We start from the raw sequence: 16,259 nt of genomic DNA on the forward strand, positions 1-16,259 counted from the left end.
ATCATTTTGTATCCAAACTGCCGACATCCACCGGAGGATGGATGGTAGCAAGAAAGATGACATTTTTATAATGCTTTCTTTTTATTGAGGCTTTGTGTTAAACGGTCAATAATGATCGCGAAAATAACTAAGCCTAATCCTGCAACGAAGCCATTCCCAACTTGAGTACGTTGAAGGGCTGTTAATACTTCACGTCCTAGACCAGGAGCCCCAATCATAGAGGCAATAACTACCATAGAAAGTGACAGCATAACGGTTTGGTTAATCCCTGCCATAATGGTTGATTTAGCAAGGGGGATTTCTACTTTAAATAATTTTTGGCTAGCTGTACTACCATAGGAGTCTGCAGCTTCCACTAATTCTTTTGGTACTTGACGAATACCGAGGTTTGTCATACGTACTGTTGGGGGTAAAGCAAAGATAACGGATGCAAAGACACCAGGTACAATACCAATACCAAAAAAGGCAACGGCTGGAATTAAATAGACAAAGCCAGGCATTGTTTGCATGAAATCTAGTATTGGTTTAATAATGTTTTCAGCTACCGTTGATTTTGACATTAAGATACCTAGTGGAATACCGATGATGATGGATATAATACTGGAAAAGATCACAAGCGTGGTTGTTTCCATAAGATGAGTCCATAATCCTTGGTTATAGATAAACAACAAGCCAATTAATGAGAATGCAGCAAGCCCTAACTTTTTGCCTGAAACGAAGAAGGCAAATATCACGACAAGAAGTATAAGAATAATGGCTGGGATACTAATTAATAAATCAGTGACCTGATTCATGAGTAGTTTTCCGAATTGCTGAATAGAGTTAAAGAACGCTGAAAAATTACTCGTCAACCAGTCCATAGCTGATTCTACCCACGGAGCTAGTGGTAATGTTGGAATATTATCTAAAAAGTTATTCATGTGATTCGGCCTCCTCATCGCTAGTTGACAGTGCTTGGATGACAACGCCCCTAATTAGTACACCAAGCAAGCGACCATCTTTCACAACGGCAATAGGAGTAGGAGAATTATAAATCATCCCTAAAATATCCTGTAGTAGCATATCGGGTGGAACAGTTAATACTTCTGATTGCACAATAGAATGGACGGTTTGCTCTTGTTTCTTCGCTGCAGCTAGTGCATCGTCTGCAGTGATATAGCCTTTTAAATGTCTATTTTTATCAACAGCCATTAATAAACTTACAGCCTCTTGACGCATACGCTTTAGTGCCACTTTAGGGCCATCTAGGTCTGTATTGACATAAACTGGACGTACCATGACATTTTCAGCTGTCAATACTTTAGAACGATCCACATCTTCCACGAATGTTTTGACATAATCATTTGCTGGGTTGGTTAATATTTCTTCACCCGTACCAATCTGAATGATAGAGCCATCCTTCATAATGGCAATGCGATCCCCAATGCGTAATGCTTCATTTAAATCATGTGTGATAAATAAAATAGTTTTTTTCAATGTTTGTTGTAGATCGAGTAGCTCATCTTGCATTTCCTTGCGAATCAATGGATCAAGTGCTGAAAATGCTTCATCCATTAGTAATATTTCAGGATCATTAGCAAGGGCTCGTGCTAAACCAACACGCTGCTGCATACCACCTGATAACTGATTTGGATACTGGTCTTTATAAGCGAGTAATCCAGCATTTTCTAAAGCCTGTTCAGCTTTTGCTTGCCGTTCTTCTTTTGAAATACCTCGAATTTCAAGGCCATATTCGGTATTTTGAAGTAATGTACGATGGGGGAATAAACCGAAGTTTTGGAAAACCATGCTCATTTTGTTTCTTCGTACAGACCGTAGACTTTCTTTTCCCATGGTAGAAATATTTTCTCCATCGATATATATATTTCCGCTCGTTGGTTCAATTAGGCGGTTTAAAAGCCGTATAAGCGTAGATTTGCCACTTCCTGACAATCCCATAATAACAAAGATTTCTCCTTCGTTGACAGTAAAGCTTGCATCGTATACTCCAACAGTTGCACCTGTTTCTTTTAAGATATCAGTCTTACTTTTTTGTTGCTTAACGAGTTCTAGTGCTTGGGGAATATGTTTGCCAAACACTTTCGATACGTGTTCTATTTTAATTTTTTCCATAGAAGCACTCCTTTCGTAGATTATTACTATGTGAGGATAATGATACCCAAAAATAAACAAGTAACAACCTTACTGTAGCAAAGGGTTGTTACTTTTGTCAAATCGACAAATAAGAAAAAACCCGCTTAAACGCTGTTATATCAGCGCTTAAACGGATTTTAATTTGGGTATAAAAAGCTTTGAACTCTAGCGAAACTTTCATCATTTCCAACAAAATAAATAATGTCCCCTTCTTCAAATGAGACATAAGGACCAGGGGATAGTAATAATTCATTGCCACGTCGAATACCAACGATAGTACTAGAAGTATTTTGCCAAAAATTTAAAGCTTGTACAGTTTGATGAATGCATGGACTATCAGCTGTCATTTCTAATTGATAGGGGATGAACGGATTGACTGACCGGTAATGCTCTGTGCGGCTAATTAGTTGCTTTGCCTTGTCTTGTAAATTAATCAATTCATGATGTTGCTTTTGAATACTTGTCAAAAGCTCATTTTGTATTTCATGAATCGATTGTACATCATGAAACTGTCTGACGAATTGAGCCGCTTTTTCATACGATTTTATAATTACGCCACTACCTTTTGAAGCTTCAACAATTTCTAAGTCTTGCAAAACGGCAATAGCTCTTCTTGCCGTCTCAGCAGAAACATTATATTGACTGGCAAGAGAGGATCTTGCATATATTTTATCGCCAATGCTGTATTTTCTTTCAACAATCTTGGAGGCGAGATCAATGGCTATTTGTTGATATTTTGGTTGCTTTAGTTGAACATTTTTTTCTAAGTTCATGTTAAACTTCCTTTCGTCATTACAGTACCACAGCTTATTATAGACTAGCCTGCACAGAAAAAATAGCATCTCCATAAGCTAGTAGTATATGATGAAAAAGTAATAATAAAATTATCATCGCTAATAATTATAATTAAAGAGTAATAGCTGTCGATTGACACTTTTTAGTTATTATTATAAACTAAGTTACGTTATGTAAGTGATGTGAAAATACATGTGCTCAGTTGGTGAATTTAGCCAACTGTTTCTATAGAAGGTTGGAGATTAATATGACAATTACAACTAAAGTGATGGACTTAGTAAAAGATAAAATGACGTTAGTAAAGCATACAAATACAGAGAATATTTGCCTAGTTGGACCAGTGAAATTACCTGTAAAACAAGGCGATTTTTCTGCAACTTTTCAATGGTATAACTGGCTTAAAATTGATGCGAATTTAACTAAAGAAGAAATCATTGATGGATTAGCCGCTGCTAATTTAGCATTTTTACAACAATCCTCTGTGCTTGTATATGGTGATTTTACCCATTCAGAAGATGCTTTAATCCGAATGCATAGTATTTGTCACACAGGCGACATATTTGGCAGCCAGCGTTGTGATTGTGGATACCAGTTGCATGAGTCTATGAAAATGATAGTTGAGCATGGCTGTGGTGCTATATTTTATTTAGCTGATCATGAAGGTCGTGGTATTGGACTATTCTCTAAATCTCTTGCTTATTTATTGCAAGAGGAAGGGCTCGATACAGTTGAAGCAAACCATGCACTTGGCTTCCCAGATGATACACGTTCTTATGACGAAGCACTTGCGGTATTAGCTACACTGCGTACCAAACCAGTAACACTTATTACAAATAATCCGAAGAAATTGGCTGCATTACAGGCTCGTGGCATGGCTGCGGAAGGGCATGTTCCTTTATGGGGCGGTTTGACAGAGACGAATCGTTTTTATTTAGAAACGAAAGTTGAAAAATCTGGACATATACGTGAAAAGCAATAGGTGGAGGTTGCGATGATGATGAATGTAGATGAAAAGTATATGCAACTGGCTTTGGATTTAGCAGCTAGTGCTAAAGGAAATACGAACCCTAATCCACTTGTTGGGGCTGTAATCGTGAAGAACGGTGTGATTGTAGGTACAGGTTTACACAGAAAAGCAGGGGAACCACATGCTGAAGTGCATGCTTTTCGAATGGCTGGAGAGCATGCACTGGGTGCTACGTTATATGTAACGTTAGAGCCTTGTTCACATTATGGTAAGACACCTCCTTGTGCCAATTTAGTGAAGGAATCTGGTGTCAGTCGAGTGGTAATTGCTATGCAAGATCCAAATCCAGCAGTAGCAGGTCGTGGCATCCAATTGCTACAAGATGCTGGAATAATGGTGGAAGTAGGGGTTTTAGAGCAACAAGCGCGCCGTTTAAATGAGCGTTTTATTCACAATATGCTTACGCATCGTCCTTTTGTTATTTCAAAATTTGCTATGACTTTAGATGGGAAAATTGCTACGCATACAGGACATTCAAAATGGGTAACTGGAGAGGGTGCACGTGAGGATGTTCACCATATTCGTCATGAAGTAGATGGAATTTTAGTTGGCGTGGGTACAGTCATTGCTGATAATCCTTCTTTAACAACAAGACTAAAAGAAGGATATGGAAAAAATCCAACACGTATTATTATGGATAGTTCTCTACGTACACCTGACAATGCAAATGTCTTGAATACAGAGGATGCACCAACGATTCTTGTTTGTAGTGACGACGTAAGCCAAGAAAAAATTCATTTATTAACAGAAAAAGGTGTTACAGTTTTACCCGTACAAAAAAATGAATATGGATTACAGATTGATGAGATGCTTGAAAAGCTTTATATACACGGCATAACAGATATTTTGCTAGAAGGTGGAAGTAAAATGAATGCTTCCTTTTTACAGCAAGGTGCAATCGATAAATATGTAGTATATATAGCACCTAAAGTTTTGGGTGGAAATCTATCGTTAACGCCGTTTGCCGGCTATAATCCCTCTCTCATGCATGAGGCATGGAATGTTGAGTTTGCATCATTTGATAAAATAGGCGAGGATTTGCGTATTATTGCCTATCCAAAGCAGGGTGAAAAAAAGTGAACTATCAAGCAGATGTCTGTATAGTAGGGGCAGGTCCTGCTGGTGCATTGTTATCCTACCTACTTGCTAAAAAAGGGCTGTCAGTGATTTTATTAGAGCAAAATGTAGCACTTGGTCAGGCATTTCGTGGCGAGCATTTAAATGAGGAAGGGGAGGCTGTTTTAAAAAGCCACCATCTTTTCGAAGCAGTCGAGGCACTCGGTATATTACGAATGGAGAAACTTGAGTATTATGCTGGTGGCAGAGCATTTAAAACAATTCTTCCAGATGAAGCAATAGGACATTTAGGCATTCATGTACCACAGGCAAATTTATTAAAAGGAATTTTACAAAAAGCACAGCTGTTCCCTAACTTTACATGCTTGCTACATACAAAGGTAACAAAGCTGATCGCGGATGCTACTGGTCATTATAGAGGCGTTATGGCGATAAAAAACGGGGACCCTATACAAATCGATAGTCAGTTAATTATCGGTGCGGATGGTCGTTATTCTACTATTCGTAAGCAAGCACATATTGATGTTCAGAAACAGAAGCATGGCTTTGATTTACTGTGGGCTAAAATTCCTGCGCCAGCTGATTGGGAACCATCCATAAAAATGGCACTCATCGATGATAAGCAGCTGTCATTGTTTACACAAGTTGGTGGTTATCTTCAAATAGGCTGGAATATTGAGCAAGGTAGTTTCCCTCAGCTTCGAAAACTAGCATTTACACCCTTTATCCAGCAGCTTGTGGAGGCATTTCCAGAATTAACGAAGACAGTGCAGGCACAGATAACTTCCTGGCAGGATTTTGTTTTGCTTGATGTCTTTAGTAGCCATTGTAATAGTTGGGGGACAAAGGGCCTTGTCTTGCTAGGGGACGCTGTTCATACAATGACACCAACAGGCGCTTTTGGGCTGAATAGTGCACTAAAAGATGCAGATTGTCTTGCATCATTGCTAAATAAAGACACACTAGCACAATTTAACGTACAATATTTTCAACAAATGCGTAAGCAAGCCATTGAGGAAGTATTAGCAAAACAAATTGAAAAAGAACAGACATTTGCTTCTAACTTTATAAACAAGGCTTCGTGAAAGGACGAACAACTAGATGAAGTTTGGCTTTGATATAGATGACACATTAATTGATTTACGAGCACATGCCTTTTCACTTTATAATAAAAAGCTTGGCAAAAAGGTTTCCTTTGAAACCTTTCAAGCGATACAACGAGTAGAAATTCATGAACCATTTGGATTAACAGATGAGGAAGGAACTGCCTTGTGGAATAGCGCATTGGAAGAGATCTATTTTACGGACTGTCCATCTTTTGATGGTGCTTTAAAAGCCCTCCAAGCTTTAGCAGAGCAGGGACATGACATTTACTATATTACATCTCGTCCAAAGCAATATTGTGCGCAAACAAAAGCTTGGATGGAGGCACAGGGCTTTCCAATAACAGACGGTCATTTTTTTTGTGGCATGCAAGATGCAGAAAAGGTAGCCATTATAAAAGAGCTTGCTTTAGATATTTATGTAGATGATAAACCAGCAGTACTTGAGACACTTCATGATGTGACAACTAAGGTAATCTTAAAGAATCAATCTTATAACCAGCATGTAAATCTTCCACGTTTATATGATTGGCAAGAGTTTCAAACGATGTTAACAAAATAAAGGATTGGTGCAACGACTAACCGTTGTACCGATCCTTTTTTGCTAAAATCGACTAAGTTTAAAGGTAGATAAATCTTGTTTACTTTTGCCCTCTATAATTAAATCTGCAAGAGCTTCCCCAACGGCACTACTAAATTTAAAGCCATGACCAGAAAAACCTGCAGCAATCACAATATTCTGATGTTCAGGTAAAAAGTCGATGATGAAATCTTCATCTGGTGTCATCGAATACTTACATGTTTTTCCGTATTTAAGCGTTCCATGCTGAGGCATAAACTGATCAATGAAGTTTTGTAAGTCAACAGCATCAGACGCATCAAACGGACGTAGAGGGTCGTTTGGATTAACCACATCACCCCCATCGTGTCGTCCAAGTTTTAACCCCGCTCCATCAATACTTGGAAAGCCGTAGTAGGTTGAATCGGCAAATTCAAAGCAATAGGCTGGAAAAACTTTATCATGATACAGCTGCTCATCTGCCTCAAACCATGCAAAGGTTTTCCGCGTTGGTGTGACGGGTATGCTCACATCTACTGTTTGTAATAATTCTGTTGCCCATGCACCCGCCGTTACTATTAATTGCTTTGCTTTATAGCTATTATGTACTGTTTGTACCTGTACAATATCACCAGCTTGGATAGCCAATACTTTTTCATTTGTTCGAAGGCTTGCACCCGCCTCCAAGGCTAATTTTTTATAGGCTTGGATACATGCTTCAACACGAAGGACACCAGCTGTAGGTTCAAAGCAAGCAACTAAATTTTTTGGCAAGAATAACCCTGGCCATTTGTTCATTGCTTCAGCAGGTGAATAGTGTTCAAGTGCTAAATTATAGAGCGAGGCACTAGCCTCCACATTTTGAATAAAGGCACATGTTGGCTCTCCAATATTAACTACACCAGTTTGTATAAATAAGCTTTCATTTGTTAAAGACTCTAGCTCTTGCCAAAGCTCGCCAGCTCTTTTTACAAAAGGTACATAGCTAGCTCCTTCACCATAGGCAAAGCGAATGATTCTTGTATCCCCATGATGACTACCTTCTTCATGGGGTGGAGTAAAGGCATCTAGCATAAGTACATTTTTTCCTTCCTTTGCTAAAAAGTAACCAGCCGCCATCCCCATGGAGCCAGCACCAACTATTATGACATCATAGTCCATTTTAATCCCTACTTTTTTGCTCTAGTATAACAGATTTATAGGGAAGGAAACAGAAATTTTAGAAAATAAATAGACACAGCACCTGCAATCCGAATGGACTAGAGATGCTGTGCGTTGTAGATAGCTACTATTTTGAGCTTGGTAAAATTTTATTAAGGAAAATCGCTACGAGCGCAGCGGTTGCAATAGGCGAACCAAATAAATACTGCAAGGTTGTAGGTAAGGAATACAGGAAATCATCAGGCAATAATGTCAATGCTAACGTTAAAATAACAGGAATCGCGATGACATACATTTCCTTTTCACCAATATGTTCATTTTTCATGACCTGTAAACCACTAATGGCTATTATGCCGCAGACGATCACAAATACACCACCAATAACAGCTGAAGGAATTGCTGAGATGAGTGCTGCTAATTTACCAGAGAAGCCGAAGACGATAAACCAAATACCTGCTGCTATAAAGACACGACGGCTCGCAATCCCAGTAATAGAGATAACACCTGCATTTGTTGAATAACCTGTCACAGGAGTGGAGCCAAGTAAAGAAGCAATAAAGCAGCCAATTCCTTCACCAATAACACCACGGTTAATTTGTTTATTTGTTAAAGGTTGGTCGATGACATTGCTAATGGCAAACCATGTTCCTGTTGTTTCAGCCATTAAGACAATATATATAATGACCATTGTGATAATAGCAGAAAAATTAAAGCTAAAACTAAAATCTGCAAATGGAATTTGTGGCATGCTAAACCATTTGGCTTGCGATACAGGAGATAAATCTAAAACACCCATGATATTTGCTGCAATACTACCAGCAATTAAGGCGATGATAACAGAAGCAATTCGGAATAGACGTCCTTTTTGATGGAAGACTGTGCCTAACATGACACAAATAATTAATACGAATGCTGAGATAAGTGCTAAATAAATGTTTTGATTTATGGATGCGCCTGCACCATTAAAAATATTATCACTTAAACCAACAGGCATTAAGGACAATCCCACCACAAAGATAATCGTTCCACCAACAATTGGTGGAATAAATGTTTGGACAATTTTATTGAAGATACCTGTATAGCCTAAAATAATAACCAAAATGGCTCCAATTAAACTAGCACCTAGCACAGTACTCCAACCTAAATCACCACTACCACTTGCTGCATAGATCCCAACAATGGCACCAAGTGGAACATAGGATGGACCTTGTGCCATCGGTAATTTCATACAAAAATGTGTTTGCACAATCGTCGCGACCCCAGCCGCAATAAAGGTTGATTGAATCAAGGCGCTTGCCTGACCAGTTTGTAGACCGATTAGCATGGCAATTAAAAAGGGCACCACATAAACATCCATAGCCATAACATGCTGTAAACCGAGTAGAGCAGACTGACCGAACGAAATTTTTTCATTTGGTAACACGGTTAATTGTGTTTGTTTTGTTTGATTAGTTAGTTTTCTATGTTGTGTTTCCACGAAGTTGTACACCTCAAAATGATAGATTTTTATTAGAGAATAAGAGAATGATTAGCCTCTCCTATGAACTTTATTTCCTTGCACCCATACCTCGCGGATATTTTCTGGGCGTACAAGATACATGATTTTTTGGAATATATCGTGTAAATCTTCATTTGGATCAAAAATCGGAAGCCTAGCAGTAGGAATTTTTGTATCGATAATTTGTACATCCCATGTATAGTTTTCCTGTAAACGGCCAATTGGAAGACTTAAGCTTTCTCCACCACCAGCTGTCGCTAGATAGAAGGCCTCATTTATTGTAATGCGTGAATTTGGGACACCACGCTTTTCGGCGGAAATGGTTGTATCTACACCATCCTCTAGCATTCTCGATGACATAACAGCTTGTCTTGCATTATCAAAAAGACTTGGAGAAAATCCGCCTGAAACATCTGAACCTAGTCCAATATCAACGCCCATTGCATGAAAGCGGGCGATTGGAATCACGCTGTTAGCAAAATAGGCATTAGAGATTGGACAATGACCTATGGCAGTGCCAGTTTCAGCAAATAATCTGGCATCCTCATCGCTTAAGAAATTACAATGAGCCATGACAGATTTTTCACCTAACAAACCAAAATTATGTAAGGCGACGGCATCATTTTTGTTGAATCGTTCTTTGACGTAGCTGTGCTCCCAGTCACTTTCACTACAGTGTGATTGGATATGTGTATCATATTTCGCAGCTAATTCACCTAAGCCCTTTAAGGCACCGTCTGTACAGCTTGGAATAAAGCGAGGAGTGACAACGGGGTAAACACCCTGTTTAGTCGTTTTGGCTAAATTTTTTACAGCTAAAATAAATTCTTCCGTATCCTCTAATGCGGTTTTTGTGTTTTCATCTCGATAAAAATCAGGATTCTGTTCAGGATCGTCCATGACCACTTTTCCGACTAATCCTCGCTGTCCCTTTTCAGCACAGATTTTCGCTAAAAGTACACTGGCCTCCTTATGAACCGTCGCAAAATATAATGATGTAGTTGTACCATTGGCAAGTAGTGTGCTTACTAAATCCTCATAAACTTCTTGAGCAAATACTAAATCGGAGAATTTTGATTCGATAGGGAAAGTATATGTGTTTAACCAATCGTAAAGAGGAATGTCTAAAGCTGTCCCAGATTGTGCCCATTGAGGTGCATGTACATGCAAATCGACAAATCCCGGTAGGAAATATTGGCCTTCAGCTAATGCATGGAAGTTATTTTGATTTTGATATGTAATTAATAGTTGTTGGTAATCAGGTTGTTCGGGAGCGATAGTTTTAACAATCATACCGTCAGCATTAATGAAAAATAAATAATCCTTTAAAATGTGAACGTCAGTAGCAGATTTACTAGTAAAAGCTGTTCCTTTGAAAATATGCGTATATTCAGACATAAAAACCACCTTAATGTTCGTTTATTGGTAATAACACGGATTATTATAGGCTATAAAAACTATTAAGTCTACAAAAAAACGAATATTAATATAATGACTAAAGAAATGCATGCACCTTTTTAACTACATTTTTACAGCTTTTACAAGCGTTGATAGATAACAAAAGAAGGCACCTATTTGAGAGTGCCTTCTTTCTATATGATCGATTCATTGATGATGTGAAGAAAATTATTAAAGGATGTGGAGTGATGCAATTCATTTTTTCTTGTACAAAGGTAAATCGGTCGTTGGATATCAATGTCCTTAATAAAAACGCGGGCAACTTGCTGCTGTAGAATAAAGCTAGAAGCTGCTATGGATGGTGCTAGCATTGTACCAAAACCTGCCGCAATGGCATGTATGGATTCATTAATCCCGTCTAGTTGTAAACCTACTTTCGGTGGAGGGATTTTATGCACTTTACATAGAGCATTTAAGTATTCTTTTGTGGAACTACCATCCTCCCTTGTGACGAAGGGCTGCTGCATAAGTTCTGCAAGCGATACTGTTTGACCTGCCAGATGATGATTGTGCGGCACAATAAACCAATAATCCAAATTCATTAGAAATTGATAATTAATATCAGCATGATGTCCATCTTCTTTGACGATAAAAGCTAAATCAGCTTTATAATGGAGTAAATCCTCAATCACTTGCTGGGAATTGGCGGTCTTTAAATGAATATGTGTTGCTGGATAAACTTGTTTAAATTGAGCTAACCATTTAGGTAGTAAAAAATGGGAGGGAACATGCGTGGAGGCAATTTGCAGTTCTTCATTGCCCGTATTTTTAAGCTGTTCAACTTTATTTTCGATATCAGTTTCTAGATCAAATAAGCGCTGTGCCTGTTTGTATAAAAAAGTACCATTTTGTGTTAGCGAAATGCCCCTACCTTTGGCTTCTAGCAGTGTCAAGCCTAGTTCTTTCTCTAAATTTCGAATTTGAATGGTTACAGCAGGCTGACTAATCATAAGTGTCTGTGCCGCTTTGGAAACACTATTGAGTTCAGCCACCTTTGTAAATAAACGTAGAGCATGTAAATTCATGTCGTTACACCTTTCATAAATTTTTTTTATGCTTTTATATACATTATATATTAGATTTATTAATTTGCGCTCTGTATCCTTTTAATTACAGTAGAATATATGAGAGGGGGGTTCATCATGAATCGACAACATGTAGGAATTGTCTTTGGAGGAATTTTATTATTAGTTGTTGCTATGGGGATTAGTCGATTTGCCTTCACACCGATTCTACCCTTTATGCGTCATGATGTAGGGTTTTCATTGGAAGTGGCTGGTTTTTTAGCTTCAAGCAATTATATTGGTTATTTCATTGGCGCATTATGGGCAGGGTTCATTTATCGTCAACGTAAAAATGTTTTAATGGCAAGTGTTGTTACCAATGTCCTATCTGTTATATTAATGGGCTTAATAGAAGTGTATAGTGTTTGGCTAGTTCTGCGTTTAATTGCGGGCATTACAGGGGGCCTTATTTTTGTGTTAACATCGAGTATTATTATGGATTACTTGGCGAAGCATTCATTATCACGATGGTCTGGCTATGTATTTAGTGGTATAGGCTTAGGGATTGCTATTTCAGGTTTATGTGTACCTGCTATAGAAGCAAGATTTGCTTGGCAGGGTGCATGGTTAGGCTTAGGAATTTTATCAGCGATTTTTTTATTTATTACCTCTTATTTATGGAGAAGTTTAGTGGTGCAGGACAGCACAAAAGTTACGAAATCTCTTGATACAAAAATGACAAAGGGTTTTATGCCATGGCTGATTTTATCCTATGGTTTAGAGGGGTTAGGCTATATTATTACAGGTACTTTTTTAGTCGATATTATTCATAATATTCCTTCTCTTCAAGCTTACTCTTCCTATAGCTGGGTCATTGTGGGGCTCGCGGCTATTCCATCAGCTCCTGTTTGGACGGTCTTATTAGAGAAGTTTTCAGCTATAAAAATTTTGTTTGTGGCATACATACTGCAAGTGGTTGGTATCCTGTTACCTGTTTTTGCACAAACGGTATGGAGCGTTTTACTAGCATCTTTTTTATTCGGTCTAACCTTTGTAGGAATTGTCACGCTAACTACTTCCTATGCACGACAGCTATTCCCGACAAAGAGCGGATTCGTTGTTTCTTTATTAACAACCTTTTATGCTTTTGGACAAATTATCGGACCGATTATCGCAGGAAAACTGGTCGAAGTTTATAGTAGCTATAAAGCAGCACTTATATTTGCTGGTGTCATAGTGTTTCTTGCATTGCTCGTTATGGTAATTGGTAGATGGCTAACTGTAAAAAAAGAAGCTGTTGCTGAACATACAATTTCTATATAACGCATAAAAGCCAGAAATCCAAATAGGATTTCTGGCTTTATCATTTACTTAAAGAAGCCGTGCCTCTATCTACATGATATTAAAAAATAAAATAAAAGTCTATATATTTTTTTCTTTATATGGAAAAATAGACAAGTGCACACAGGACGTAACGTTACGATTTTACTTTGAAATGGGGACTGTAAATGAACACAGAACAAGCTATTCAACGCTGGAATCGATATGCGGAAAGGTATACAGCAAACTACGATGAGCAGGGGGATATTCATCGTGTCGTATTGTTAAATCCCACTATCTTTTCTTTGCTAGGTGAGGTAGATGGAAACCATCTATTAGATGCAGGATGTGGAGAAGGCTATTTAAGCAGATTACTGGTAAAGAAGGGTGCAAGAGTAACAGCTGTTGATTTTTCACAAAAAATGCTAGACATTGCTATGGAAAGAACACCACAGCAGGAAGCTATTCAATTTTTACACGGGAATTGTGAAAATTTATCCTTTTTAGCAGATGAACAATTTGATGGTATTGTTTCAAATATGGTTCTCCAAGATTTAGAGGATTATCAGGCTGCTCTATGTGAGATGTTTCGATTATTAAAACCTAATCGCACTTTTATTTTTTCGATTTTACATCCATGCTTTGTGACACCAAATAGTGGATGGATGAGACATGAGCAGCTAGATCAACAGTATTGGAAAGTCCAACGTTATTTTTATGAAGGGGAGTATCACCAGCTAGATGCTGACCCACCAATAGTTCTATACCACCGAACATTAACAAGCTATGTGCAAGCAATTAGGCAAGCTGGATTTACTATTGAGACTATTGTAGAGCCAAAGCCATCACAAGACATGCTAAAGAAGTACCCTCAATTTGCGGAAGATTTGCATTGTGCAGATTTTATTGTTTTTAAATTAAAGAAATAAAGGAGAAGTACCCATGCGTTTATTTCATGTCAGTGAAGACCCTACTATTATGATTTTTCATCCTCGACTGCCTGAGCGACCAGATTTAGATGCCAAAAAAGGGCTAGTATGGGCAATCAACGAAAGATGCCTGCCAAACTATTTAACGCCAAGAGATTGTCCGCGTGTCTGCTTTCATGCAGGGGATCAAACAACAGAGCAGGACAGACAGCAATATCTACATCAAGCTTCACATGTAGTAGTCATAGAAAACAAGTGGTTAGAAGTATTGAAAACTACAAGTCTTTACCTATATGAGTTTGATAGTAATGGATTCACTTTACAGGATGATATTGCGGGCTATTATACGAGTGAAATAACACAAATGCCCATCCATGTCTCAGAGATCAATGATATAGCTAAAGCATTATTGGAGCGCAATGTTGAATTGCGAATCGTGGATAGCTTATGGGAAATACATGATGACATCCAAAATACAAGCTTAAATTGGTCAATATGCAGAATGCGCTTTGCACAACCAAGATTCTAAAAACAAGCCTCGTTATGCACCTATTGCATGGACGAGGCTTATTTATTATTAGACAGTCGATGTTTGTTCAATTGGTGCTGAAGAGATATTGACTAATTTCTTGTCTTGATATGTAAAAATATAATCATAGTTAGTTGTTTCATTGAGCATCTTAGGTAAATAATATTTTAAGTCCGCAATACCTACATTTTCAGGGTGTAAAATCCAAGTAAGCTCCTTCCAATCAAGAATGCCCTCAGCAACCTTTATCGGTGTTACATATGGAAAAGATTCAGGTAGTTCCGCTATAAACGCATACATACAGCCATAGTTAACAACGCCATCTGTCCAGGTAATCTTACCCTTATAGGTAATATCCTCAACCGTAATGCCTGTTTCTTCTTTAATTTCTCGTAAGGCACCAGCTAATGGTGTTTCATCCTGTTCAATTTTGCCACCAACACCATTCCATGCGCCCATCCACTGAGGCTTTTCTCTATTCAATAAAAGGATATAATCACCTTTCTTCAGAAAACAAATTGTAAATTCAGCCAAGTTTGTTCCTCCCTTTTCTTTAGTTATCTGAATTGGCAGGAGACCAGCCAGTCTGCTGACTCCAATGATTTGCTTGTTTTAAAATTTCCCATATGATCGATTCTTTAGATTTTGTATAAAGTTGACGATTATATTGGTATTTCTTAGCCAATTCATATTTTACCTGCTCATAGCGACGACAGTAATCTGGATGACGGCGCAAAAAATCTCGAAATAATAAGGCTAGCTGCTCTGCCCAACTACCAGCCTGTCGAACATGAATATGTACACGTCTATCTCCTGGAGCCTCTCGAAAATAGCGTTTAGACTTGTCTGGATTTTCTGCTCGATAACTAAAACCTAGAGATTCTAATGAAGCTTTAAATGCTGCCAATGGTGTAAACGATGTGACGGATATTTGTATATCAATTACAGGCTTTGCTGCTAGCCCTGTTACAGCAGTTGAGCCAATATGATCAATTCTCAGCGCTATGTTTCCTAAGGCCTCCCGTAATTGACAGCCTATGCTATGAAATTCCTTAGCCCATTAAATCTGTATAAGGTAAAATCAAAATAGGATCAGGCATTTTATCTCCTCCCTTGGTCTTCATAAAATTATTGTAGCATGCGTGTTATAGTGGAATAAAGATAGTAGAGGGAGTGAGAAAACGATGATTTTAATAAGTGCTTGCTTAGCAGGTTTAAATGTTCGTTATAATGGCACAAACAGTATAGATGAAAAAATACAAAAGCTTGTGTTAGAAAATAAAGCTGTCACGGTTTGCCCAGAGCTGATGGGAGGCTTTTCAACGCCCCGCGAACCGGCTGAAATTGTAGGTGGCAATGGACAAGATGTACTTGATGGCAACGCGACAGTGGTTGAAAGTTCTGGACGAGATGTCACAGATTTATATCTGAAGGGAGCCTATGCAACTTTACAAAAAGCACTTGAGGTAGGGGCAACTCATGTCATTTTAAAGGAATATAGCCCATCCTGTGGCAGTGCAAAGATTTATAACGGTGCGTTTAATGGAACAAAATTAGCTGGCGAAGGAGTAACTACGGCATTGCTTCGAAGAAACAATATTGTCGTGCTATCTGAAGAGAATTTTTTTGAATGATTAAAGAGAGGCCCCTAAACTAGTAGGGGCCA

Annotated in this window: 17 protein-coding genes; 8 read left to right on the top strand and 9 right to left on the bottom strand. The window is 38.3% G+C overall.

The window, feature by feature from the left end:
• Nucleotides 1–65 precede the first annotated feature (65 nt).
• From MKY76_RS06520 to MKY76_RS06530, 3 genes are all read right to left on the bottom strand, one after another.
• Nucleotides 66–920 (bottom strand): proline/glycine betaine ABC transporter permease, encoded by an 855-nt coding sequence (locus MKY76_RS06520; RefSeq protein ID WP_048391252.1) that lies wholly within the window; start codon nt 918–920, stop codon nt 66–68.
• Nucleotides 913–2,112: a glycine betaine/L-proline ABC transporter ATP-binding protein gene (locus MKY76_RS06525; protein ID WP_048391251.1), complete on the bottom strand. Its 1,200-nt coding sequence runs from the start codon at nt 2,110–2,112 to the stop codon at nt 913–915. Before MKY76_RS06525 ends, MKY76_RS06520 begins: the two co-directional genes overlap by 8 nt.
• Nucleotides 2,113–2,270: 158 nt before the next feature.
• Nucleotides 2,271–2,906 carry a TrkA C-terminal domain-containing protein gene (locus MKY76_RS06530; protein WP_048391250.1) on the bottom strand — a complete coding sequence of 212 codons (636 nt, stop codon included), beginning with the start codon at nt 2,904–2,906 and terminating at the stop codon, nt 2,271–2,273.
• Between the two features lie 269 nt (nt 2,907–3,175).
• Between MKY76_RS06530 and MKY76_RS06535 the strand changes: the two genes are divergently transcribed.
• The 4 genes from MKY76_RS06535 to MKY76_RS06550 are packed head-to-tail and all read left to right on the top strand — an operon-like array spanning nt 3,176 to nt 6,697.
• Nucleotides 3,176–3,907 carry a GTP cyclohydrolase II gene (locus MKY76_RS06535; RefSeq protein ID WP_048391249.1) on the top strand — a complete coding sequence of 244 codons (732 nt, stop codon included), beginning with the start codon at nt 3,176–3,178 and terminating at the stop codon, nt 3,905–3,907.
• 15 nt (nt 3,908–3,922) lie between these two features.
• Nucleotides 3,923–5,035 (top strand): bifunctional diaminohydroxyphosphoribosylaminopyrimidine deaminase/5-amino-6-(5-phosphoribosylamino)uracil reductase RibD, encoded by a 1,113-nt coding sequence (gene ribD / locus MKY76_RS06540; RefSeq protein WP_112117584.1) that lies wholly within the window; start codon nt 3,923–3,925, stop codon nt 5,033–5,035.
• Nucleotides 5,032–6,117, top strand: coding sequence for an FAD-dependent monooxygenase (locus tag MKY76_RS06545; RefSeq protein ID WP_112117585.1), 1,086 nt, complete (start codon nt 5,032–5,034; stop codon nt 6,115–6,117). Before ribD ends, MKY76_RS06545 begins: the two co-directional genes overlap by 4 nt.
• A gap of 16 nt (nt 6,118–6,133) precedes the next feature.
• Nucleotides 6,134–6,697 (top strand): HAD family acid phosphatase, encoded by a 564-nt coding sequence (locus MKY76_RS06550; RefSeq protein WP_066036621.1) that lies wholly within the window; start codon nt 6,134–6,136, stop codon nt 6,695–6,697.
• Between the two features lie 42 nt (nt 6,698–6,739).
• On the opposite strand, the gene solA is transcribed toward MKY76_RS06550, so the two are convergent.
• The 4 genes from solA to MKY76_RS06570 form a co-directional block, all read right to left on the bottom strand.
• Nucleotides 6,740–7,855, bottom strand: a complete 1,116-nt coding sequence (gene solA / locus MKY76_RS06555; RefSeq protein WP_342557541.1) for an N-methyl-L-tryptophan oxidase — start codon at nt 7,853–7,855, stop codon at nt 6,740–6,742.
• Nucleotides 7,856–7,982: 127 nt separating this feature from the next.
• Nucleotides 7,983–9,332: a solute carrier family 23 protein gene (locus tag MKY76_RS06560; protein WP_313871567.1), complete on the bottom strand. Its 1,350-nt coding sequence runs from the start codon at nt 9,330–9,332 to the stop codon at nt 7,983–7,985.
• Nucleotides 9,333–9,383: 51 nt separating this feature from the next.
• On the bottom strand, nt 9,384–10,751 hold the full coding sequence (gene guaD, locus MKY76_RS06565) for a guanine deaminase (RefSeq protein WP_112117588.1): 1,368 nt from the start codon (nt 10,749–10,751) through the stop codon (nt 9,384–9,386).
• A 194-nt stretch (nt 10,752–10,945) separates the two neighbouring features.
• Nucleotides 10,946–11,836, bottom strand: a complete 891-nt coding sequence (locus MKY76_RS06570) for a LysR family transcriptional regulator (RefSeq protein ID WP_115673501.1) — start codon at nt 11,834–11,836, stop codon at nt 10,946–10,948.
• 117 nt (nt 11,837–11,953) lie between these two features.
• On the opposite strand from MKY76_RS06570, the gene MKY76_RS06575 reads away from it, so the two are divergent.
• The 3 genes from MKY76_RS06575 (at nt 11,954) to MKY76_RS06585 (ending at nt 14,593) form a co-directional block, all read left to right on the top strand.
• The gene (locus tag MKY76_RS06575; protein WP_048391235.1) at nt 11,954–13,138 is read left to right on the top strand and encodes a YbfB/YjiJ family MFS transporter; all 1,185 of its coding nucleotides are present in this window, start codon (nt 11,954–11,956) and stop codon (nt 13,136–13,138) included.
• Between the two features lie 185 nt (nt 13,139–13,323).
• Nucleotides 13,324–14,064: a class I SAM-dependent methyltransferase gene (locus tag MKY76_RS06580; protein WP_103117660.1), complete on the top strand. Its 741-nt coding sequence runs from the start codon at nt 13,324–13,326 to the stop codon at nt 14,062–14,064.
• Nucleotides 14,065–14,077: 13 nt separating this feature from the next.
• Nucleotides 14,078–14,593, top strand: coding sequence for a DUF6886 family protein (locus MKY76_RS06585; protein WP_257961725.1), 516 nt, complete (start codon nt 14,078–14,080; stop codon nt 14,591–14,593).
• Nucleotides 14,594–14,641: 48 nt separating this feature from the next.
• Here the strand turns inward: MKY76_RS06585 and MKY76_RS06590 are convergent, their stop codons facing one another.
• Both MKY76_RS06590 and MKY76_RS06595 read right to left on the bottom strand, forming a co-directional pair.
• Nucleotides 14,642–15,127 (bottom strand): 8-oxo-dGTP diphosphatase, encoded by a 486-nt coding sequence (locus tag MKY76_RS06590; protein ID WP_342557542.1) that lies wholly within the window; start codon nt 15,125–15,127, stop codon nt 14,642–14,644.
• A 19-nt stretch (nt 15,128–15,146) separates the two neighbouring features.
• The gene (locus MKY76_RS06595; RefSeq protein ID WP_342557888.1) at nt 15,147–15,632 is read right to left on the bottom strand and encodes a GrpB family protein; all 486 of its coding nucleotides are present in this window, start codon (nt 15,630–15,632) and stop codon (nt 15,147–15,149) included.
• Between the two features lie 145 nt (nt 15,633–15,777).
• On the opposite strand from MKY76_RS06595, the gene MKY76_RS06600 reads away from it, so the two are divergent.
• Complete coding sequence (locus tag MKY76_RS06600; protein WP_269898849.1) at nt 15,778–16,227, top strand: DUF523 domain-containing protein; 450 nt, start codon at nt 15,778–15,780, stop codon at nt 16,225–16,227.
• Nucleotides 16,228–16,259 lie beyond the last annotated feature (32 nt).

This window comes from Lysinibacillus sp. FSL P4-0201 (assembly GCF_038593425.1).
Classification (GTDB): Bacteria; Bacillota; Bacilli; order Bacillales_A; family Planococcaceae; genus Lysinibacillus; species Lysinibacillus capsici.